19 protein-coding genes are annotated in these 18,860 nt (G+C 65.2%); 3 read left to right on the forward strand and 16 right to left on the reverse strand.

What is annotated here, in order from left to right; translation table 11 throughout:
* Positions 1–26 precede the first annotated feature (26 nt).
* The 6 genes from R2601_RS22440 to R2601_RS22465 all read right to left on the reverse strand — a co-directional run bounded on the left by R2601_RS22440 (position 27) and on the right by R2601_RS22465 (position 6,177).
* The gene (locus tag R2601_RS22440) at positions 27–1,346 is read right to left on the reverse strand and encodes a HipA domain-containing protein (protein WP_007803035.1); all 1,320 of its coding nucleotides are present in this window, start codon (positions 1,344–1,346) and stop codon (positions 27–29) included.
* Positions 1,346–1,612: a helix-turn-helix domain-containing protein gene (locus R2601_RS22445; protein WP_007803037.1), complete on the reverse strand. Its 267-nt coding sequence runs from the start codon at positions 1,610–1,612 to the stop codon at positions 1,346–1,348. The genes R2601_RS22440 and R2601_RS22445 overlap by 1 nt, the downstream gene beginning before the upstream one ends.
* A 259-nt stretch (positions 1,613–1,871) precedes the next feature.
* Complete coding sequence (argE, locus tag R2601_RS22450; RefSeq protein ID WP_007803038.1) at positions 1,872–3,089, reverse strand: acetylornithine deacetylase; 1,218 nt, start codon at positions 3,087–3,089, stop codon at positions 1,872–1,874.
* Positions 3,086–4,576: a tripartite tricarboxylate transporter permease gene (locus R2601_RS22455; protein WP_007803039.1), complete on the reverse strand. Its 1,491-nt coding sequence runs from the start codon at positions 4,574–4,576 to the stop codon at positions 3,086–3,088. The genes argE and R2601_RS22455 overlap by 4 nt, the downstream gene beginning before the upstream one ends.
* Before the next feature lie 12 nt (positions 4,577–4,588).
* Positions 4,589–5,083: a tripartite tricarboxylate transporter TctB family protein gene (locus tag R2601_RS22460; RefSeq protein ID WP_007803040.1), complete on the reverse strand. Its 495-nt coding sequence runs from the start codon at positions 5,081–5,083 to the stop codon at positions 4,589–4,591.
* 122 nt (positions 5,084–5,205) lie between these two features.
* On the reverse strand, positions 5,206–6,177 hold the full coding sequence (locus tag R2601_RS22465) for a Bug family tripartite tricarboxylate transporter substrate binding protein (protein WP_007803041.1): 972 nt from the start codon (positions 6,175–6,177) through the stop codon (positions 5,206–5,208).
* A gap of 121 nt (positions 6,178–6,298) precedes the next feature.
* Between R2601_RS22465 and R2601_RS22470 the strand changes: the two genes are divergently transcribed.
* Positions 6,299–7,210, forward strand: a complete 912-nt coding sequence (locus tag R2601_RS22470; RefSeq protein WP_007803042.1) for a LysR family transcriptional regulator — start codon at positions 6,299–6,301, stop codon at positions 7,208–7,210.
* 65 nt (positions 7,211–7,275) lie between these two features.
* Here the strand turns inward: R2601_RS22470 and R2601_RS22475 are convergent, their stop codons facing one another.
* The 10 genes from R2601_RS22475 to R2601_RS22520 form a co-directional block, all read right to left on the reverse strand.
* On the reverse strand, positions 7,276–7,956 hold the full coding sequence (locus R2601_RS22475; RefSeq protein WP_007803043.1) for a GntR family transcriptional regulator: 681 nt from the start codon (positions 7,954–7,956) through the stop codon (positions 7,276–7,278).
* 43 nt (positions 7,957–7,999) lie between these two features.
* Positions 8,000–8,608, reverse strand: coding sequence for an HD domain-containing protein (locus tag R2601_RS22480; RefSeq protein WP_007803044.1), 609 nt, complete (start codon positions 8,606–8,608; stop codon positions 8,000–8,002).
* Positions 8,609–8,626: 18 nt separating this feature from the next.
* Positions 8,627–9,871, reverse strand: coding sequence for a TRAP transporter large permease (locus tag R2601_RS22485; RefSeq protein WP_007803046.1), 1,245 nt, complete (start codon positions 9,869–9,871; stop codon positions 8,627–8,629).
* A gap of 12 nt (positions 9,872–9,883) precedes the next feature.
* Positions 9,884–10,351, reverse strand: a complete 468-nt coding sequence (locus R2601_RS22490) for a TRAP transporter small permease (protein ID WP_007803048.1) — start codon at positions 10,349–10,351, stop codon at positions 9,884–9,886.
* Positions 10,352–10,361: 10 nt separating this feature from the next.
* Positions 10,362–11,330, reverse strand: coding sequence for a TRAP transporter substrate-binding protein (locus tag R2601_RS22495; protein WP_007803049.1), 969 nt, complete (start codon positions 11,328–11,330; stop codon positions 10,362–10,364).
* Between the two features lie 52 nt (positions 11,331–11,382).
* Complete coding sequence (locus tag R2601_RS22500; protein ID WP_217626402.1) at positions 11,383–12,072, reverse strand: isochorismatase family protein; 690 nt, start codon at positions 12,070–12,072, stop codon at positions 11,383–11,385.
* Positions 12,073–12,545: 473 nt separating this feature from the next.
* The gene (locus R2601_RS22505; RefSeq protein ID WP_254656104.1) at positions 12,546–13,277 is read right to left on the reverse strand and encodes a GntR family transcriptional regulator; all 732 of its coding nucleotides are present in this window, start codon (positions 13,275–13,277) and stop codon (positions 12,546–12,548) included.
* A gap of 61 nt (positions 13,278–13,338) precedes the next feature.
* On the reverse strand, positions 13,339–15,051 hold the full coding sequence (locus R2601_RS22510) for an amidase (protein ID WP_007803052.1): 1,713 nt from the start codon (positions 15,049–15,051) through the stop codon (positions 13,339–13,341).
* Complete coding sequence (locus R2601_RS22515; RefSeq protein WP_110740115.1) at positions 15,048–16,271, reverse strand: CaiB/BaiF CoA transferase family protein; 1,224 nt, start codon at positions 16,269–16,271, stop codon at positions 15,048–15,050. The genes R2601_RS22510 and R2601_RS22515 overlap by 4 nt, the downstream gene beginning before the upstream one ends.
* A 76-nt stretch (positions 16,272–16,347) precedes the next feature.
* Entirely contained in the window at positions 16,348–17,307 is a 960-nt protein-coding gene (locus R2601_RS22520; protein WP_007803055.1) for a Bug family tripartite tricarboxylate transporter substrate binding protein, read from the reverse strand.
* Here R2601_RS22520 and R2601_RS22525 point away from each other — a divergent pair.
* Both R2601_RS22525 and R2601_RS22530 read left to right on the forward strand, forming a co-directional pair.
* Positions 17,307–18,338: an HpcH/HpaI aldolase/citrate lyase family protein gene (locus R2601_RS22525; protein WP_217626404.1), complete on the forward strand. Its 1,032-nt coding sequence runs from the start codon at positions 17,307–17,309 to the stop codon at positions 18,336–18,338. The genes R2601_RS22520 and R2601_RS22525 overlap by 1 nt on opposite strands.
* Before the next feature lie 59 nt (positions 18,339–18,397).
* Positions 18,398–18,847 carry a tripartite tricarboxylate transporter TctB family protein gene (locus R2601_RS22530; RefSeq protein ID WP_007803057.1) on the forward strand — a complete coding sequence of 150 codons (450 nt, stop codon included), beginning with the start codon at positions 18,398–18,400 and terminating at the stop codon, positions 18,845–18,847.
* Positions 18,848–18,860: the final 13 nt, after the last annotated feature.

Here is an 18,860-nt window from a genome sequence, read left to right on the forward strand (position 1 = left end):
ACCGTCGCGCGGTGACCGATCCGTTGTCACGTCATCGTTTCGGCAAAAGCTTCGAGCAGCCTGAGCCGGTCGGTGGCATACTCGACGATTTGGCTGGCGGTGTCCGTGGGCACGCTGTCGGGCAGCCGCTCGAGCGCGCGATGCAGCGCACCGGGCGCGGCGGCCAGGAGATCGCGGACGGCGCGATGCCGCGCCTCAACCGGCACACCGGCGCGATGTGCGGTTTCGTCGAAGTGCCGTGGCAGGATCTTGTCGAGACGATAGTGGCCGCGCTTGCCTACCGACATGGCCAGCTGGAGATCCTTGTGCCGGAACCCCGCGCGCAGCCGTTCAGGGGCGGCGCTCATGATGTCGTAGAGCGGCGTCATGCGAAAGCCGTCGCCCTCGAGGAAGATCGAGTAGTTCTTGGCATGCCCGTCGATCGCCGCGATCATCCAGTTGAAGATCTGCGCTTTCAGGAAGGCCGCCTGATCGTCGATCGGAGTGTCGGACTGCTGCAGCAGCGCGAAGCACTCTGCCATCGATGGCCCGCCATGCTGCTGATATTTCTCGGCGGAGAACCGGCCCATGGCCTGCAGGAAATCCTCCTGCGGAACCCGCACGAGACCGCCGGCCCGTCTTGGCCGTCGGTCGAAGCGCTCGACGACCAGGGCGATCTGGTCCTCGAACTGGTGGATCTCGGCCTGGTTCGCCGGCAGTCCCATCTCGCGGGCGAGCAGGAGGCAGAAATACTCGTTCTCGACGCTTCCGCTCATGTCGAGCCCGCCGCCCACGATGCCCATGGGGCGCTTGAAGATATGCGTCGTCGGGGTCGATCCGAGCGGGCGCATCCAAGCGCCGTCCTTGCGCAGATAGGCGGTCTTTTCCTGTGCCCCCGCCAGCGAGATCCGAAACGGCGCGCCGGGGTCGATGCCCAGCGGGGTGGTGCTCAGCGACCTGAGCGTGTCTGCGATCTCCGCTTCGGATTGAGCCTCGCCGTCGATCCGGAACGGGTCGGGCGGGGTTGCGCCATGCGGCAGGAACTGCATCGCGCCAACGCAATCCTGTCCGATCGCGGCCAGAAGGTCGTGGGGCCGGTCGCTACGCGCCTCGGTGCGCTCCGCGATCTTCTTCCTCAGGTCGGTGCCATCGGGGAGCAGGTTTTCGAACACCGCGTCCACCTCATCGCCCGCGCGGATGTCCAGACCAAGCGGAAGGCGGCGCGAGATCGGGAAGGCATACGCCCAGCCCAGCCAGTCTTCGGCGTATTGGAAGCTTGCGCCGGCAGAGGGGCGGTAGCGGTAGTAGCCGGCCAGCCGCCCGTTGACATGGACGTCCAGCGTGCGGGTCAGGGGCTTGCGACCCATCAGAAGATGTCTTCGGGCCGGGGGCGGGCGGTCTCGGGTGAGGCGCCTTGCCGTGGCAGGAGAGCGAGGTCGAGTTCAAGCGCGGCGATGACCGCCAGCAGGAGGCTCAGTTTCGGCTCGTGCGCGGCGGTTTCGATCCGCGAGACCTGCCGCGCATCGGTGCCGGCAAGGCGCGCCAGATCCGCCTGCGACCAGCCCTTCGCCTTGCGGAGGCGGCGGATCGCGTGACCAAGCGCTGTCGCGTCGCGGAATGTGGTCGCATCCATGGGACACCCTCATGCCATCCGTGTAGGAGCTTCAGGATATGCCATTCTTGTAGTAAATACAATATACAACACGTATGTTGTATTTATCGAATATGCCAGAGATGGCAACTTCCGGCTCCGCGCGCGACCCAGTGCCCAGCCGCGCGAAGGTGCTCCGGACCTGCGCGACAAACCTGCGATCCCGGCTCTTCACCGCCGACTTGGGCGTCAGGGCTGCGCCGGGGTCGCGGAATTCGCCACCCCGGCCCGCTGTTTCAGTTCAGCTCTGCGCCTCGGTCGGGACGGTGCTGAGTTCCGCGACGACACCTTCTAGGAAGGCGACGCAAGCGTCGAGCTGGTCAAGCGCCACGAACTCGTTGGGCTTGTGCGCCTGCTCGATCGAGCCCGGCCCCACGATCACCGAGGGGATGCCGCCGATCAGCTCGAAGATCCCGCCCTCGGAGCCGTAGGAGACCTTGCCGCCCCACGCCTCCGGCATAAGCTGGGCGTAGCGGGCAAAGCCCGCGGTGTTGCGCGCCTCGCCCATCGGCGGGTAGGAGAAGATCTGTTCGAAGGCGATGCCGGTCCCGGCGGTCTTTGCGGACATCTCGGCGCCGACCTCGGTCTCGATCCGCGCCAGCAGCTCGGCCATGTCGGCCTCCGGGTCCATGCCGGCGATCGAGCGCAGCTCGAAGGTGAAGCTGCAGCTTTCGGGGGTGACGTTGGTCGCGACCCCGCCCTCGATCATCGTGGCCAGCATGGTCGCGTGCGGCACGGTGAAATCGTGGTCGAACGGACCCTCGGTCTCATACCGCTTGCCGCGCTCCGAGATCATCGCGATGGCGCGGGCGGCGTATTCGACCGCGTTGACGTGCTCGGGCGCGAAGGACGAGTGCCCCGATGTGCCGGTCACATGCGCGCGCATGGCGATCTTGCCCTTTTGGCCGGTCACCAACTCCATCATCGACGGCTCGCCGATGATGGCGAACTCGGGCGGCACCGGCAGCGCTGCCAGATGCCGCGCGATCGCCGGCGCCCCGAGGCAGCCGACCTCTTCGTCAAAGGAGAAGCAGAAATACACCGGGCGCGAGAGCTGCGCGGCCGCCAGCTGCGGTGCGACCGCCATGGCGCAGGCGGCAAATCCCTTCATGTCGCAGGCGCCGCGCCCGTAAAGCTTGCCGTCGCGGATCTCGGCGGTGAAGGGGTCGCTCTGCCACTCGGGCTCGTCCGCCGGAACCACGTCGGTATGGCCCGACCAGACCACGCCCGCGACCCCTTCGGGCCCGAAGGCTGCGACGAGGTTGGCCTTGGCCCCGGTCTCGTCGGGCAGGATGGTGATCCGCGCCCCCAGCCCTTCGAGAAAGGCGGCCATGTGGTCGATCAGCGGACGGTTGCCGTTGCGGGACACCGTGTCGAAGCCGATCAGGTCCGAGAGGTGCTGCGCGGCGCTGGCCTGCCGGTCTTGGGCGGCGGGCTGTGTCTCGCTCTGCAGGGTCATTGGGCTACTCGTCTTTCTGTCTTGGATTTCAGGATTTCGCGGCGCACCGTGATGAACAGGACGAACACGATGAGCGCGGCAAACACCCAGGTGATTGGCGACGACAGTAGCACTGCCGGCTCCCCGCGCGAGATTGCCAGCGCGCGGCGCAGGTTTTCCTCCAGCATCGGGCCGAGGATGAAGGCGATGAGGAACGGCGCTGCCGGGATATTCAGCAGGAACATCCCGAAGCCCACCACGCCCATGACCAGCAGCACCGCCACGTCGAAGGGGCTCGAGGCGATCGAGTAGATGCCGAAGATGCACAGCAGCAGGACCAGCGGCGTCAGCAGCGTCTGCGGGATGTGCGAGACCTTGGCAAACATCCGCATCGTCGCCTTGCCGGCGAAGAACAGCAGCACCGACGAGACCAGCATGCCGATCAGCAGCATGTAGACCTCGTGGATGTTGGTCTGGAACAGCAGCGGCCCGGGCGTCAGGCCCTGGATCATGAAGGCGCCCAGCATGACCCCGGTGATCACGTCGCCGGGCACACCGAGAGCCAGCAGCGGGATCATCGTGGCACCGCAGGCCCCGTTATTGGCGGATTCCGACGCAGCGATGCCCTCGAGCTCGCCCTTGCCGAAATTGGCGCCGTTCTTCGAGCTGCGCTGCGCCTCGCCATAGGAGAAGAACGCCGCCGAGGACGGCCCGATGCCGGGGATGGCGCCCAGAACGGAGCCGATCACCGAGCCCTTGAGGATGCTCTTGAGCGAGCCCATGAACTCTGCGCGTGTCACGTGCTGCGCGCCGAGGGTGGCGGCCTCTTCCTTCTTGGCGGCACGCATCACCACCAGCTTGATCAGCTCGGGCAGGGCGAAGAGGCCAATGAGCACCGGCGCGATCGACAGGCCCGCCTGCATGTCCGGGGTGAAGGCGAAACGGAACGAGCCGTACATGTCCTCGCCCACGGTCGCCAGCAGCAGACCCAGCGCCGCCGAGACCAGCCCCATCAGCAGCGAGCTGCCCGAGACGCCGGCCACGGTGGTCAGCGCGAACAGCATCAGCATGAAGAACTCGGGCGGGCCGATGCGCAGCGCCAGAACGGCGAGCGGCGCGGCGAAGAAGATCAGCGACAGGTTGGAGATGAAGTCGCCGGTGACCGAGGAATAGAGCGCCATGTTGAGCGCCTTGCCGGCCTTGCCCTGCTGCGCCAGCGGGTAGCCGTCGAGCGCGGTGCAGGCGGCCGAGGCGGTGCCCGGCGTCTTGATCAGGATCGCCGAGACCGAGCCGCCATAGGTCGAGCCCTTGTAGAGCGCGACCAGCAGCAGGATCGAGGGCACCGGGTCCATGTAGAAGGTGAAGGGCAGCGCGAGGGTCACGGCCATGGTTCCGGTCATGCCGGGGATGGCGCCGACGATGACGCCGCCCCAGATGCCCGCGACCATGATCAGCAGGTTCTGCAGCGTCGCCACGGCGACCAGCGCGGAGAGGATTTCATTGAGCATGGGGATCTCCGATCAGAAGCCGAAGGGCTTCGTCAGCACGCCCTTGGGAAACTGGGTGCCGAGCGCGGAATTGAAGAACAGCTGCAGCAGGATCGGCGCGCCGAAGGCGAGCAGGGCGATCCAGATGCGGTGGCCGCGCTCGCCGGTCATCAGCACGATGCAGAGCGTGAGCAGCATCGTCGAGACCAGGAAGCCGAGCAGCGGAATGGCCACGAGGAACAGCACGAAGGCCAGCATCAGCCCGGCGAAACGGCCCGTCATGCGGGCGGGGCTGCTGCCATCGGTCTCGAGCGGCGGCTCGTCGGCCTGCGGGCGGGTGACGGCGAAGAGCAGCGCCAGCGCGCCAAGCGCGATGCCAGCCAGCGAGACGGTGCGCGGCCACATGTCGGGCGGCGGGGCGAAGCCGGGAATGAAGGCGGGGCGCGGCACGAAGGCCGGAACGAGAACGAAGGCGGTCAGCGCGAAGAAGGCGACAATGATCAGCCCCCGCAGGACGGGCTTGGGCATGCGACACTCCGGGAAAGAGGGGGCCCCGGTGGCGCGGGGCGGAACGGTGGCGCGGCCCGCTCTTGTCGGGGCCGCGCCGATCGGTCGTCAGGTCAGCCGGGCCGCGGCGCGGCCCGGGGCGCTCAGTTCGACAGGTAGCCGAAATCCTGCGCCAGGCCGTGGAACAGCTCGTACTGGCTCTGGGCGTAGTCGCTCATGTCGACATCGCCGATGGTCGAGATCGAGCCCCGGCGCGCCGCGAGGTCGAGCCATTTCTCGTCGGTGGCGACCTCGGCCAGCACGTCCTGCCACTTGGCGGTCACCTCTTCGGGCAGGTCCTTGGGACCGTAGAGCGCGCTCCAGCCGGCGATCTGGCCGGCCTTCTCGTAGCCGAGCTCGGCCGCGGTCGCGACGTCGGGCAGGGTGTCCATGCGCTTGGGCGCGAAGACCATCAGCGCCTTCAGATCACCGCTTTCGATATGCGGCATCAGCGAGCCCGCCGCCATGGCGACGAAATCCACGTGGCCGCCGAGCAGCGCGGTGGCCAGCGCGCCGCCCCCCTTGTAGGGCACCAGCGTTGCCGCGGTGAGCGGGTCGAGATCGTTGTCGGCCAGCAGCGCCTGCGTGGTGAAGCCGTCGATCGCGGTGGCGCCCGAGGCGGCATAGGTCATGCGGCCGTTGCTCTCCTTGATCGCGGTCACCAGCTCTTCGGCGGTGTCATAGGGGGCATCGGCACGCACCGCGAGGATCATCGGCGTGGCTTCGAGCGCACCGAGGAAGGTGTAGGCGTCCCACGGCACAGCGTTGCCCGGGGTCACGGCGGGCGACAGCGCCATGCCGACGCGGGCGAGCAGCAGGGTGTAGCCGTCGGCGTCCGCCTCGGAGACCGAGCGGGCGCCGTTCATGCCGCCTGCGCCGGGCTTGTTCATCACGGTGACCGGCTGGCCAAGGAACGGCTGCGCGGTCTCTGCCAGCGCGCGGCCGGCGAGATCGGAGGCACCGCCGGGGCCATAGGGGACCACGAGGGTCACCGCCTGATCGGGATACTCCTGGGCCGCGGCGGGCCCGGTTGCTGCGATCACGGCGAGGGCGATCGTTCCAAGAAGTTTTTTCATGTTTGCCTCACATCTGCGCCGGCAGGGCCGGTCTGTTGGATGCGCCGCACCATTCACAGTATGCGAAGATTGACAATAGATCGCCTCTGTTTGCATAAAATGCATACTGAGGGAGCGCGCCATGTTCAAGACACGCGAATTGGAGGCTTTTGACGCCTATATGCGGCTGGGCGGGGTCAAAATGGCCGCGGAAGACCTTGAGACGAGCCAACCGATGGTGAGCCGATTGCTCTCGGCGCTGGAGGAAAAGGTCGGCTTCGACTTGTTTCTGCGCAAACGGAATCGCCTTGCCCCGACGCCCGAGGCGTTCCGATTCCACCAGACCGTGGTGCGCCATCTCGCCGGGTTGCGCAGCCTCGAGCAGGAGGCGGTGGCGATCTCCAACGGACAGGTCGGGCACCTTGTGATCGCTGCCCAGCCGATCTTCTGCGACACCTTCCTGCTCGATGCGCTGCAGAGCTTTCGCGAGAGCCATCCTCTCGCGACCGTGCAGATCGTCGATGTCGGCATGGCCGAGCTCCTGCGCATGATCAGCGAGCAACGCTGCGACCTGGCCTTCGGGATCACGCTCAACGCCGAGGCGTTTGGCGGCGATGCGCGCGCGCTGGCGCACTGCGAAGCGCATTGCATTTTGCCGAAGGGCCATCCCCTCGGTGACGTTGAGGAAATTCCTCTGCCGCGGTTGCGCAAGGAGTGGTTTATCGACCTTGCCGAGGGCAGCCCGTTGCGCCAGCGCGTCGATCACATGATGGAGACCATCAATGTCGACCGCACCATCGCCGCGGAGCTGCGAACGCTGCACGGCGTGGTGCGCCTCGTCGAACGTGGCGTTGGTGTCGCGATCGTCGATCCCGTGGCAAGCCAGCTGCTCGATCCCGGGAAGGTCTCGTCGCACAGGCTGCTTCCGGCGATCACCTGGGACATCGCCCAGTTCGTTCCGCGCGATCGCCCCCTGAGCACCGTCGGGCTGGCCTTTGCCGAGGCGGTCTCGTCCGAGATCGACCGGCTCAAGCGCGCGGGCGTGGTAAGCTGAGCGCCGTCATCGCGACTGTCTCGTTGCCCTCAAAAGAGGATCCGTCGTCGCCGCTGTATCCCGGCTCAGACGTTGCCGGAGAAGTGGCTCTCGCCGATATGCTCGTCATAGTAGCGCAGCACGGTCGGTATGCTGACAAGGATATGTTCACGCATGGTTTCGGCGGCGCCGGGGATATCGCCGCGGCGAAGCTCGGCAACTAGCTGGACATGGTAGTCCAACGTGCCGTTCTGACGCGCGCGGCCCTTCAGGGATGAAAAGCGCAGCGGCTGGCAGATCATGTTCATCTGGAGGATCGCGCGCTTCAATGGCAGGTTCGCGGCGTGGTCGAGAATGGCAGTGTGAAAGGCGATGTTGCCCTCGAGATGGGCATCGACATCTTCGTTCACCATCGCCTCGCGCATGACCGCGTTGTGCCGTTCCAGCTCGGTTATGAGCCCCTCGAGATTGCCGCGGGTCTCGAGCGCAAGCACGGCTTTCGCCTCCAGATCGGCGCGGAGCTCGTAGAGGTCGCGGACCTCGCTGCGGGTCATCTTGCGAACCCGGAAACCACGCCTCGGAATGTGGACCACCAGCCCCTGAACCTCGAGCAGTCGCAGAGCTTCGCGCACCGAGGCGCGTGACGCGCCGACCCGGGCCTCGAGATCCTGTTCGCCCAGGCGGTCGCCGGGAACGTAGCTGCCCTCCACGATCAGGCGACGGATGCGCTCCATGACTTGATAGGTGAGAGTCTTGTCGAGGGGCATACGGTTGCGAGATCCTGCAGGCTGTGCGCGCTAGGGTAGACGGTCAGGTTCCGGCAGGCAAATCGCCTGGAGCCCGTTTCGTGAAGAAGGGCATTTTCCCCGACAGGACAAGGGCCTGATCCGCACAAAACATGTCGGCGTAGTGGAGGATGTGCTCCAGTGGACCCTGCCCGCGGAAGGGCGCATCGACCGCGTGCGTCGCGACGGCTGCGATGATCGCTTCGTCTAGGCCGATCTCGGCCAGCATTAGCGAGGCCAAGACACCGTGCGGCAGCCTCTGAGAGACGATCGTGGCGTCTACATTGCCGTCGGGCCCCGGGCGGTAGAGGAGCGCCTTGTCGAGATCGTGGAGCAGAAGCGCGGCAATCAGGGCGTCGCGATCAATCTGAGCCAGCCAGAGCGCTTCGGCAGAGGCGCGCAGCGCCAGGCCGGTCTCGCAGACCTCGCGTGTGTGGCGCAACAGCCCGTAGCCGGTGCCGGGCGCGAAGGCCATGTCTTCGAACCGCGTGAAGTCCGACGAGGCAAGCGCCGAGCCCCAGGCCTTGACGACCTGCGCGCGCAGCGGGTGCGGCAGCTCGGAGAGGCGAGGGAGCGCCGCAGCAAGCGCGGCTTCGGTCTCGGGGGCAACCTCGACGATCCGATAGCTTTTCATGGGTCTACGCTCCTTCGGTCAGACCATCAGCGGAAGGTAGGTGACGACGGCGAGCACCACGAACATCGCCGCGAGATACCAGACCATATATGGAAAGGTCTCCTTGATCGGGGTGCGGGTGATGCCGCAGACGGTCATCAGGACCGTCGCGACCGGCGGGGTCTGCTGGCCGATGGCGAGGTTGACGCAGGTAAGGATGCCGAAATGCACCGGATCGATTCCGAAGGAGAGCACCACTGGCATCAAGACCGGCACGACCACGATGATGGCGGCCGTTGCCTGAAGAAACATGCCCGCCACGAGCAGGAGGAGGTTGATGTAGAGGAGCAGCAGCCACGCGCTTTCGGTCGTGTCGCCGAGGTGCGCCGCGAGGCGCTGCGGCACCTGTTCGTTTGCCAGCACCTGTCCGAGAATGGCCGAGGCTGCGACGATGATCAGGATCGAGGCGGATTGGTGGGACGTTGACACGAGCAATCGCCACAGCGTGGCGAGTGAAAGCTCGCGCAGCACGAAGCCGTAGAGCAGCGAGGCGATGACACCGATCGCCGCGGCCTCGGTGGGGGTCACGATCCCGCCGATCAGACCCCCGATGACGACGACCGGAATAAGCAGGGGCACCAGCGCCCGGCGCAGCGCCGCGAGCAGGGCTGCGACCGCGAAGGCCGCGTCCCGGGGATGGTTCTCGCGGCGAGCGAAGAGCCGGTTGGTGATCATGAAAACGATCCCGAGCCCTATTCCGGGCGCGAGACCGGCAAGGAAGAGGTCGCGGATCGAGGTATTGGAGACGGCCCCGAAGATCACCATGGCGATGGATGGCGGGATGATGATGCCGATGATCGCCGAGGCGGCAGTGACGGAGACCGAGAATGCCCTTGGATAGCCCGCGCGTTCCATCTGCGGCACGAAAAGCTTGCCCATCATGGCGGCATCGGCGACGGCTGAGCCGCTCATCTCGGCCATCAGCATCGAGGAAACCACATTAACGTGGGCAAGCCCGCCCGACATCCAGCCCACGAGCGCGCGGCTGAGATCGATGAGGCGGGCTGCGATCGACGTGCTCGACATGATCTCGCCCATCAGGATGAAAAGCGGCACGGCGAGGATGACGAAGCTTGCCGAACCCGAGAACAGCGTGACCGGCAAGGTGGGCATCCCGATGCCAGCGAGGGCCATGAAGCCGGTGGCCGAGAGAAGCATGGCGAAGGCCACCGGCAAGCCGATGGCGATCAGGAAGATCATGGTCAGGATGAGGGCAATGGCCAAGTCGGGCTCCGTTCAGTCGGTTTGGTCAGGCGCGGCGGGGCGCAATGCGTTCCACAGAAAAGCCACCGCCATGAGTGCGAAGGAAACCGGCAGGGCCGACAGGAACACCCCTCGCGGCATGTCGACGGAGCGCAGGCTGGAATGTCCGATTACGGTGAGCACTTTCCATGACTGCCAGGCGACGAACAGGCAGTAGGCCGACAGCGCTGCCTGAAGCGCCCGGTCTAGGATGCGGCGAAAGCGGGCGGGCAGGCGCTCGCTCAGGAAGGGGAAATCAAGGTGAAGCCCTTTTCGGGCGCAGGCGTAGCTTCCGAGGAAGATCATCCAGACAAGAGTGTAGGCGGCCACCTCATCGCTCCAACCCAGCGACACGTTGAGGACGTATCGGAACCACACCGCGAGCCCCAGAACGATCACCGTGCCGGCGAGGAGAAGCGCCAGCACGGTGTCCGCGATCCGGTCGATCAGACGCAGGATCATCGGTGTTGCCTCATTCGGCCTGCGCCGCTCGGATGGCATCGAGCCACTCGGAGCCGTTCTCGGCAATGTAGTCATCGTAGACCGGCTGGACTGCCGCCTGGAAGGCGATGAAATCGATCTCGTTGACGGCAGCCTCGGTGGCGATTTCGTCGATCGCGATCTGGTCCTGGGTCGCGGCCTCTTCGAAGGACGGTTCGATGATCACCTCGGCGGCTTCGGCGAAGGCGGTTTTCGCCTCGTCGCTCAGCCCGCTCCAGAAGGTCTGGGAGGCGACCAGGAAGCTCGGTGCGTAGTTGTGGGCGGTCAGGGAAAGATGATCCGAAACCTGGTAGAGCTTGGAGCCTGCAAAGCCGTAGGCCGCCGCTTCAGCGCCGTCGACAACCCCGGTCTGCAGGGCGGTGTAGACCTCGGACCAGTCGATCGGGGTGGGGTTTGCCCCCAGCATGCGGAACACCTCCTGTCGGACCTGTCCCCCGGGGAGGCGGATCTTGAGGCCTTCCATGTCCGCGGGTGTCGTGATCGCCACAGGCGACATCACGTGGCGGAAGCCGTTTTCGTAGATCCCGAGGACCTTGGTCGATGTCCCCGCTTCGGCCGCACCGACAATCTCGGACTTGAGGTCGCCCGTGATGGCGCGTTGCACGTGGGCGCGGTCCTCGAACAGCCAGGGTAGGTCGAAAATCCCGAGCCGGTCATCGGCTTCAGTCATCGGCGTGACGAGGTTGCCCATTTCCAGCGTGCCAAGCTGAAGCTGTTCGAGCGTTGCCTGTTCGTTGCCGAGCTGGGCCGAGGGGAAGAAACGGAACTCGAACGCGCCGGGGAGCCGCGCCTCGACCTGCTCGGCGAAGAGTCGGGCCTGCGAGGCCTGCGGCGAGTTCTCCGCGGTGACGTAGGCAATGCGGACGACTTGTTGGGCAAGGGCAGCACCGGGTAGCAGTACTAGCGCGGCAAGTGCCGTCGCGAGAAGCGTCTGTTTCATCAAAGTTCCCTGTCTGTTGGTCTTTTAGAATTTCGCGTGCGCCGGCTCGGCCTCACGCCGGGGAGGTCATTTCCTCAAGTGCAGCGACGATGTCGTCGACCGGCATGACGTCGGCGAACTGCCGGTCCATGTCGAAGAGGCTGATGGCGTGGGAAACCGGAATGCGGTCGAAAACCGCGTCCTGGGCCACGATCGTCCGGAAATTGTAGGAGGCGCTGTCAAATACCGTCGCGCGGATGCAGTTGGAGGTGGCGCCGCCGATCACGATCACGGTGTCGATGTCGCGGTCGTTGAGATACCCAAGCAGCGGCGTTCCGTGAAACCCCGAGGGCTTTTTCTTGACGAAGGTGACATCCTGTTCCGCCGGCGACATCAGGTCGCTCAGCTCGGCCCCCTTGGTATTCTCGAGGCACCAGTGTTGGGAGTCGAGCAAACTGCGCTTGCGACCGTAGACACCGATGTCCTTGCCGTTGGCGGCAAGCTCGAAGAGGGTGAAGAAAACCGGCACCCCCATGGCCTGCGCGCGCGCGACGAGATCGGCGCCCCGCTGCAGGGCGGCGCGTCCAATGGCGCCACAGCTGGACGGCCAGTCCGAGTCTCGACCCTCTTCGCCGACCATGTATTTCTGGCAGTCGATTGCGACGATCGCCGCGCGTTTGCCAAGGCCCATCCGGTTCCCGAAACGTCCCTTCTGCAGAACCGCCTGATCGGCGTCGTCGAGATATCGGGTCCAGGGCTTCATCATGCATTTCCTTTTGATGTCGTGGCGAAGAGTCTCTCGGGGAGGTTTGTCGCCATGACCGGATGGCAGACATTTTCCCGACAATTTTCAAGAGTGGAGCGATACATTTGGTCGTGAAAATCTCGGCGACTTCACGAGAAGATCGAAAAATATGCAAGAAAACTGCAATTTGGTGAAGTTTTAGCGATACTTTGCGAGCTCACTTTCGCTCCGTGATGACATGCAAACACGCCAATTGAAGAAATATTGTCGTGAAAAAAGCTTTGAAGCAGAGCGGGCCACGGAGCCAGGACGTGAAGGCATGACGCGACGGCCTGGCCCCGTCACGTGGTCGGCGACCGTGAGACCCGCTCGTCGTCACGGCGCCTTTCGCGGTTCTGCCACCGGCTGGGCGCGTCGCGGTCGGACTGTGAAACGCGGTGGCTTCCCGCTCGCTCCGGGGCTGCCCGAGCTGGCATTCGCAGTCCGTCGCGCTAGGGCTCGTAGCGAGCTTCGCGATAGGCGGTCAGAATATTGTCGAGATTGCTCATGACGTGGGCGCGTTTGGCCTCGGCGGCGTCCTGAAATCTCCGCTCGGCAAGCGCGTTGAGGATGATGCCGGTGTAATCCAGCGTCTGACTCTCGCCCAGTTTGCGCAGCAACAGGTTGTATCGCACCGGTTCTATAGCGTCGTTGAGCCGGTCGAGAACCTCGCGCAGGGGCGTGTTTCCAGAGAAGTTGGCGATCAGATCGTAGAAGCTCCGGATGCTCTGAAGGTAGGCCCGTGGATCGTTGGCATCGCGCGCGCGCGTAAGTTCCGCGCGGGCCGTGGTGAGCTCGTCCACCAGCGGAGACAGGTCCTCGATACCGGTCAGTTGCAGGATCGCAAGCGCCTCGAGTTCTCCGCGCAGCATGAAATGGTCCCGCAGTTCGCGATCCTCGTAAAGCTTGACCCGAAAGCCACGCCTGGGAACGTGTGAAACCAGTCCACGCACCTCGAGCAGGCGCAGGGCTTCGCGCACCGGGCCGCGGCTGATGCTGAAGCGCTGCTCGAGATCTTGCTCGCGCAAGGGCTGGCCGGGACGGAAGGTCCCGTTCATTATGAGTTCGCGCACCTGAGAGGCGACGAAATATGGAATTGTTCCCGGAACGCCTTCCGCCATCAGCGCTTCATCGCCATTTGCATTTTTGTCCTGCCTAAACTTGGCCCGTGGTCGGGCATTCATCTTCAATATGGCCACCCATGTCAAAGCGCGAGATGGCGCAGTCACCAACTCGCGGGGCGTTTCAGGCCTGTTGTTCCGGGAGAATGGGCCAGCCCATTTGCAGCGAGAGCTGATGTGCAACGGCCAGCAACCGCCCCTCATCGAGCGGGCGCGCGATGAGCTGTGCGCCGACGGGCATGCCGTTTGCATCGACGCCGATAGGCATCGAGAGCACGGGCACACCGAGATAGCTGAAGGTCCTGGTCAACCGGGTGATGGCGGCGACCACGCCGAAGACGGAATCAGGTGCCTCCATGTCGGCATCGTTGCGCAGTGGCACCGGCAGCGGGACGGTCGGACAGATCAGCACATCAGTGTCTCCGAGCGGGCCGTCGAGGAACGAGCGAAGCACAGTTGCCCGAAGGGAAAGCGCCTCGAGATAGCGCACGGCGGGCACATGAAGTCCGGGTTCGGTGCGCGAGAACACGGCTTGCGAAAAGCGCTCCGGAGACTGGCGCATGGCCTCGCTGTGAAGCGTGGCGGCCTCGACCTTCGAGATAATGTCGCCCAGTGCGTAGCAGGCCTCCATTTCCGGGAAGTCCCGGGCGGGCGCGGCTTCGAACATATCCGTGCAGCGTACCGTGAAGCGATCAAACACCTCTTGGATCCCCGGATCGCAGGGCACGCCAAGGCTCAGTGCAGCAACACGGCTTTGCATGACCCAGGGTGCGTCGAAAAGGGACAGGTAGTCCGGAACCGGCACGTCGAGGCTGGTGGGGTCGCGGGGGTCGTGGCCCGCGACTGACCGGAGCAGCAGCGCGCAATCCTCGGCGCTACGGGCGATTGGGCCGATAGAATCGAGCGAGAAGGCGCGGGGAAAACTGCCGGCCCGCGACACCAACCCGTAGGTCGGCTTGAGCCCGAATACGCCGTTCATCGAGGACGGCAGGCGGGTCGAGCCACCCGTGTCCGATCCGAGAGCGCCGAAGATCGCGCCCGTGGCCACCGCGACCGCCGAGCCGCTGGAAGAGCCGCCCGAGATGCGACTCGGATCCCATGCGTTGCAGCAATCGCCGAAATGCGGGTTTTGGCCGGTTGGGCCGCAGACCATCTCGTTCATGTTGAGACTGCCGATATTGACAGCACCCGCCGTGTCATAGCGTGCGATCACGGTCGCGTCCCGCTCGGCCGGGGCTGCATCGCGTCGGACGGCGGCCCCCACGGTCATCGCACGGCCGGCCTGTTCGAAGCAGTCCTTGTGCGCCAGCGGGATGCCGTGCAGCGGTCCACGATGCAGGCCCTGCGCGGCGGCGTCATCAAGGCTTCTGGCCTTGGCGCGGGCGCTCTCTTCATAGGTTTCAATGAACGCGCAATGGCGGGGCTTGCTTGCATGCGCGGCAGCTAGCGCCGCTTCGGTCAGGGCCGTCGCCGACGTTTCGCCCCTCGCAAGGGCCGCAGCCGTGCCGCTGAGCGATTGCGCGGCCATCATGGACAAGGACGCGCCCTCTGCCTCTGCCGCAATCGCGGAGGCCGGCCGTGTCTGGCTGACCTCCGTGGATGCCGTTCCGGCGATGCTGCGGCTCTGTGCCCCGCTCTCGGCGAGCAGGGCAAGGTAGTCTCCCGGCTGATCGTCATGGCCGAGCTTGCCGTCCGCGACATTGCGCACTGCGCTGTTGAGCCGCGCGAGTTCGGAGGCGAGCCGGTCCGGGGCAGTGCGGGACTCAATATCATGCAACGCGGAGCTGGCATGTGCGATCCAACGCTCGGTGATGGGGTCTTGTCCGTGGGTGGTCATTCGACGGCTCCCGTCTTGTGCAGCGCTTCGATCGCTTCGGGGTCAAGGCCGAGCTCCGAGAGGATGTCGTCCGTGTGCTGTCCGAAGAGCGGCGCGGGGGTGCCCGCCACGGGAGCGGGCAGGGCGCGGCTGTCGGAGGCGAATTTCACCGCGCCGGCGAAGCCGCGATAGTGGCCGATGACGGGGTGCTCGAAGTTGCTGATCATGCCCTCGGCGGCGACCTGCGGGTCGTCGAACATGTCCTCGACCTGGCGCACGACGGCGCATGGAACGCGCTGGCCAAATCGCTCCTGCCATTCCTCGGCGCTGCGCAACGCCAGCGCTTCGTGCAGGCGCGCCGTGAGAAACTCTGCATTTTCGGCGCGTTTGCGCACAGTGTCGAACCGGGGATCGGTGAAAAGCTCGTCGAGCCCGGTCAGCTCGCAGAGCGCCTGCCAGAAGTGCGGCGTATTGGCGGAGATGTAGAGTGTGCCCTCGCGCGTCGGATGCAATCCGGTGATGCCCCCCGACCGCATGTCCCGGTTCACGTCCCGATCTTCGGATTCGGCCCAAACCAGTCGGGCCGATTGCATCGCAAGCGCACTGCGTAGCAGCGAGACGCCGACATAGCATCCCTTGCCGGTCCGTTCCCGCTGGAAGAGCGCCGAGCTCACCCCGCTGCTGAGGATCGAGGCGGCGTAATAGTCTACCACAGAGCCGTAGAGTATCTCCGGAGCACCCGGCGCCCCCTGCAGGGCGCAGAGGCCGGACATTGCCTGCAAAACCTGATCATAGCCGGCCTTTTCGCGGGCAGGCCCCTGCTCGCCATAGCCCGAGACTGCGCAGTAGATCAGCCTCGGGTTGTGGGCAGAGAGCGTCTCGAAGTCGATCTTGAGCCGTGGCGGCACGTTGGGGCGGAAGTTGTGCACGAAGACATCCGCCTTGGCGACCAGTTGCATGAGCGTGTCGAGCCTTCTGGCTTCTGAGATCCAGAACGATTCCGCGTTGCTCGGTGACCCCGAGGAAGGCGCGGCTTTCTTTGTCCAGAGTGGAGGGATACTTGCGGAGGTTGTCGCCGGTGGGTGGCTCGACTTGATGACCTCAGCCCCCAGATCCGCCAGGAGGGCGCAGCCGTATGGGCCTGCGATATAGGCGCTGAGGTCGAGGACCCGAATGCCCTGGAGTGGTGCCTGCGGCACGGCGGTCGGGCTCTCGGTTTCGGTCATGGTCATGTGATTCATTCTTCCTCCAGGGGGATCCTTGGCTGCGCGTCTTGGGCGGGATCCGGCCACCGTCCGGATCCCGCCTGTTTCTCGGTCAGTCGCCGATGCCGAGGGTCTCGACGATGGTCGTCCATTGTGCGTAGTCGTCGAGCAGTGTCTCGGTCAGGGCGGCCGGGCTCGAAGGGGTCGCCTGCGCGCCCGCATCGGCGATGAACGTCTTGAAAGCCTCGTCTTCGAGAGCGGTCTCGATCGCGGCGTTCATGGTGTCGACGATGGCGTCGTCGGTCGCCGCCGGCGCGAAGACGCCCCACCAGACTTCGGTCGAGTAGTCGATGCCGCTTTCCATCACGGTGGGCATGTCGGGAGCCGACTCCATCCGCTCTTCGGTGGTGTAAGCGAGGCGCGGAAGCCCCTCGGCGGGCGATCCAGTCAGCGAAGCGACGGTGGTGATGATAAGATCGAGGCGCCCGCCGGCGAGATCCACCTGTGCGGGGGCGATGCCCTGGTAGGGTGTCAGCTCCATTTCGATGCCGGCGGCCTGCTCGAACAGCGCGGTGGCCATGTGCGAGCTGTCACCGATGCCGGCGCTGCCGTAGAACAGTTCACCCGGCTGCTCCTTGGCCATCCCGACCAGCTCCTCGACGTTGGAGGCGCCGAGGTCTTCGCGCGTGACGATGACGAAGGGCGCGGTCGCCACCCGGGAGACGCCGGCGAAATCCGTCGTCACGTCGAAGGGCACTTCGCGGACCGCAGCGCTTGTCGCGATGGAGCCGGAGGTGAAGAGGAAGGTGTAGCCATCTGCCTCCGCTGCGGCGACATAGGCCGCGCCGATCGAGCCGCCCGCGCCGGCGCGGTTCTCGACGATGACCGATTGGCCCATCGAGTCCGACAGTTCCTGCGCAAGGTAGCGCGCGATGATGTCGTTGCTGCCGCCGGGAGTGAAAGGGACCACCAGCGTGACGGTATCGTTCGGCCATTCCTGTGCTTGGGCGCCTGCCGCGGTGAAGGCCATGGCGGATGCCGCCGTGAGGGCAAGGAGGGTTCTCTTGTTCATTGTCTTCATACTCATCCCATTGGATTGCAGTTGATTTTTTAGGCAAAGGGCCGGTGGTGCCGGGCTCTTCGCTAGGCCGGATATTGCAAACGTGGTGTGATCATGTCTATCAGTTTGTAGATTGTAGACAAACTAGACTCTACAAAAAACTGGAAGGTGCCAATTTCATGCGCAGCAAACTTTTTGTCCCAGCATCGCGGCCCGAGCTCTTTGAAAAGGCGGCACGCAGCGAGGCGGATGCGATCTCGTTCGACCTCGAGGATGCGGTCGACGAGGCGCGCAAGCACGAGGCCAGGGCGGTTTTGTCGGCGCATCTGGAAGCACCCCGCACCCACGACAAGCTTGTGCTAGTGCGGGTGAACGCGCTCGCGACCGAGCATTTCAAACAGGATGTCGAGGCGATCGTGCGCACCGGGCTCGACGTGATCAATTTACCCAAGATTGAGTCCCCCGAGGAAATCCTTGCCGCGCTGAGCCACATCGAGCTCTGCGAGGCCCGCCACGGGATCACCGAGCCGATCCGGATCCTCGCCAATATCGAGACACCGGCCGGCCTGCAGAACGCCAGCGCAAGTGCTGCAGCGCATCCCCGCGTGATGGGGCTTCAGATCGGTTTCGGTGACCTCTTCGCGCCGCTGGGCATCCGCCAGAGCAACAGCTTCGCCATCGCCCAGACCCGCTGGAGCGTCCGTATCGCTGCCGCGCAGGCCGGGATCGACGCCTTTGATGGTGCCTTCGTGAACATTTCGGCACCCGATGACTTCGTTGCAGATGCCCAGGCGGCACGCGCGATGGGCTTCACCGGAAAGAGCTGCATCCACCCGAGCCAGTTGCGGCTCGCCAACGAGGTCTTTCGGCCCACGCCGGACGAACTGGCCCATGCCGTCGATGTGACCCGTGCCGCGGCAGACGCAGGTGCCCGCGCAGTGGGGGCCTTCGTGGTCAACGGCCAGCTCGTGGACGGCCCCTTCATCACGCGAGCGCAGCGGATCGTCGAGCAGGCGCGCCGTGACGGCCTTCTCGTCGATTGAATGAAATGCTCCGACCGGCCCCCATAAAGCCGGCGGAGGACAACACAGCAGGGATTGCGATGTACTCGAAAGACTACACGGACATTGTCGGCGGGCTGGTGCTCATCTGCCTCGGGCTCGTCTTTTCGGCCTATGCCGCGACGCATTACGATATCGGGACGATCCGGCGCATGGGCCCGGGCATGTTTCCCACCATCCTCGGCGTGGCGCTGGCCATATTCGGGGCGGCGCAGATCGTCCCGGCGCTCAGGCGCGCCGGAAACAAGCCTGATATTCGGGTTTGGACGCCGATCTTCGTGCTCGGGGCCTGTGGGGTCTTCGCGCTGATGCTGCGCAGCTGTGGCCTGATCCCGGCCGTCATCACCCTGACCGTCGTGGCGTCACTCGCCGAGCTCGAGATCCGCCCCCTTCGCATGGCGGCGATCTCGGCGATCCTCTGCCTCGCATCCTGGCTGATCTTCGTCGTGGCTTTCGGTCTGAACGTACCGATCGCACGCTGGCCGTTCTGAGAGCGGACATGAC

The organism is Salipiger bermudensis HTCC2601 (assembly GCF_000153725.1).
In the GTDB taxonomy this organism is placed as follows: domain Bacteria; phylum Pseudomonadota; class Alphaproteobacteria; order Rhodobacterales; family Rhodobacteraceae; genus Salipiger; species Salipiger bermudensis.

What these genes read in the sequence shown, in the direction of transcription:
- R2601_RS22440 (WP_007803035.1), bottom strand. Translation starts at nt 1,346, where the DNA reads ATGGGTCGCAAGCCCCTGACCCGCACGCTGGACGTCCATGTCAACGGG.
- R2601_RS22445 (WP_007803037.1), bottom strand. Translation starts at nt 1,612, where the DNA reads ATGGATGCGACCACATTCCGCGACGCGACAGCGCTTGGTCACGCGATC.
- argE (WP_007803038.1), bottom strand. Translation starts at nt 3,089, where the DNA reads ATGACCCTGCAGAGCGAGACACAGCCCGCCGCCCAAGACCGGCAGGCC.
- R2601_RS22455 (WP_007803039.1), bottom strand. Translation starts at nt 4,576, where the DNA reads ATGCTCAATGAAATCCTCTCCGCGCTGGTCGCCGTGGCGACGCTGCAG.
- R2601_RS22460 (WP_007803040.1), bottom strand. Translation starts at nt 5,083, where the DNA reads ATGCCCAAGCCCGTCCTGCGGGGGCTGATCATTGTCGCCTTCTTCGCG.
- R2601_RS22465 (WP_007803041.1), bottom strand. Translation starts at nt 6,177, where the DNA reads ATGAAAAAACTTCTTGGAACGATCGCCCTCGCCGTGATCGCAGCAACC.
- R2601_RS22470 (WP_007803042.1), top strand. Translation starts at nt 6,299, where the DNA reads ATGTTCAAGACACGCGAATTGGAGGCTTTTGACGCCTATATGCGGCTG.
- R2601_RS22475 (WP_007803043.1), bottom strand. Translation starts at nt 7,956, where the DNA reads ATGCCCCTCGACAAGACTCTCACCTATCAAGTCATGGAGCGCATCCGT.
- R2601_RS22480 (WP_007803044.1), bottom strand. Translation starts at nt 8,608, where the DNA reads ATGAAAAGCTATCGGATCGTCGAGGTTGCCCCCGAGACCGAAGCCGCG.
- R2601_RS22490 (WP_007803048.1), bottom strand. Translation starts at nt 10,351, where the DNA reads ATGATCCTGCGTCTGATCGACCGGATCGCGGACACCGTGCTGGCGCTT.
- R2601_RS22495 (WP_007803049.1), bottom strand. Translation starts at nt 11,330, where the DNA reads ATGAAACAGACGCTTCTCGCGACGGCACTTGCCGCGCTAGTACTGCTA.
- R2601_RS22500 (WP_217626402.1), bottom strand. Translation starts at nt 12,072, where the DNA reads ATGAAGCCCTGGACCCGATATCTCGACGACGCCGATCAGGCGGTTCTG.
- R2601_RS22505 (WP_254656104.1), bottom strand. Translation starts at nt 13,277, where the DNA reads ATGAATGCCCGACCACGGGCCAAGTTTAGGCAGGACAAAAATGCAAAT.
- R2601_RS22510 (WP_007803052.1), bottom strand. Translation starts at nt 15,051, where the DNA reads ATGACCACCCACGGACAAGACCCCATCACCGAGCGTTGGATCGCACAT.
- R2601_RS22515 (WP_110740115.1), bottom strand. Translation starts at nt 16,271, where the DNA reads ATGAATCACATGACCATGACCGAAACCGAGAGCCCGACCGCCGTGCCG.
- R2601_RS22520 (WP_007803055.1), bottom strand. Translation starts at nt 17,307, where the DNA reads ATGAACAAGAGAACCCTCCTTGCCCTCACGGCGGCATCCGCCATGGCC.
- R2601_RS22530 (WP_007803057.1), top strand. Translation starts at nt 18,398, where the DNA reads ATGTACTCGAAAGACTACACGGACATTGTCGGCGGGCTGGTGCTCATC.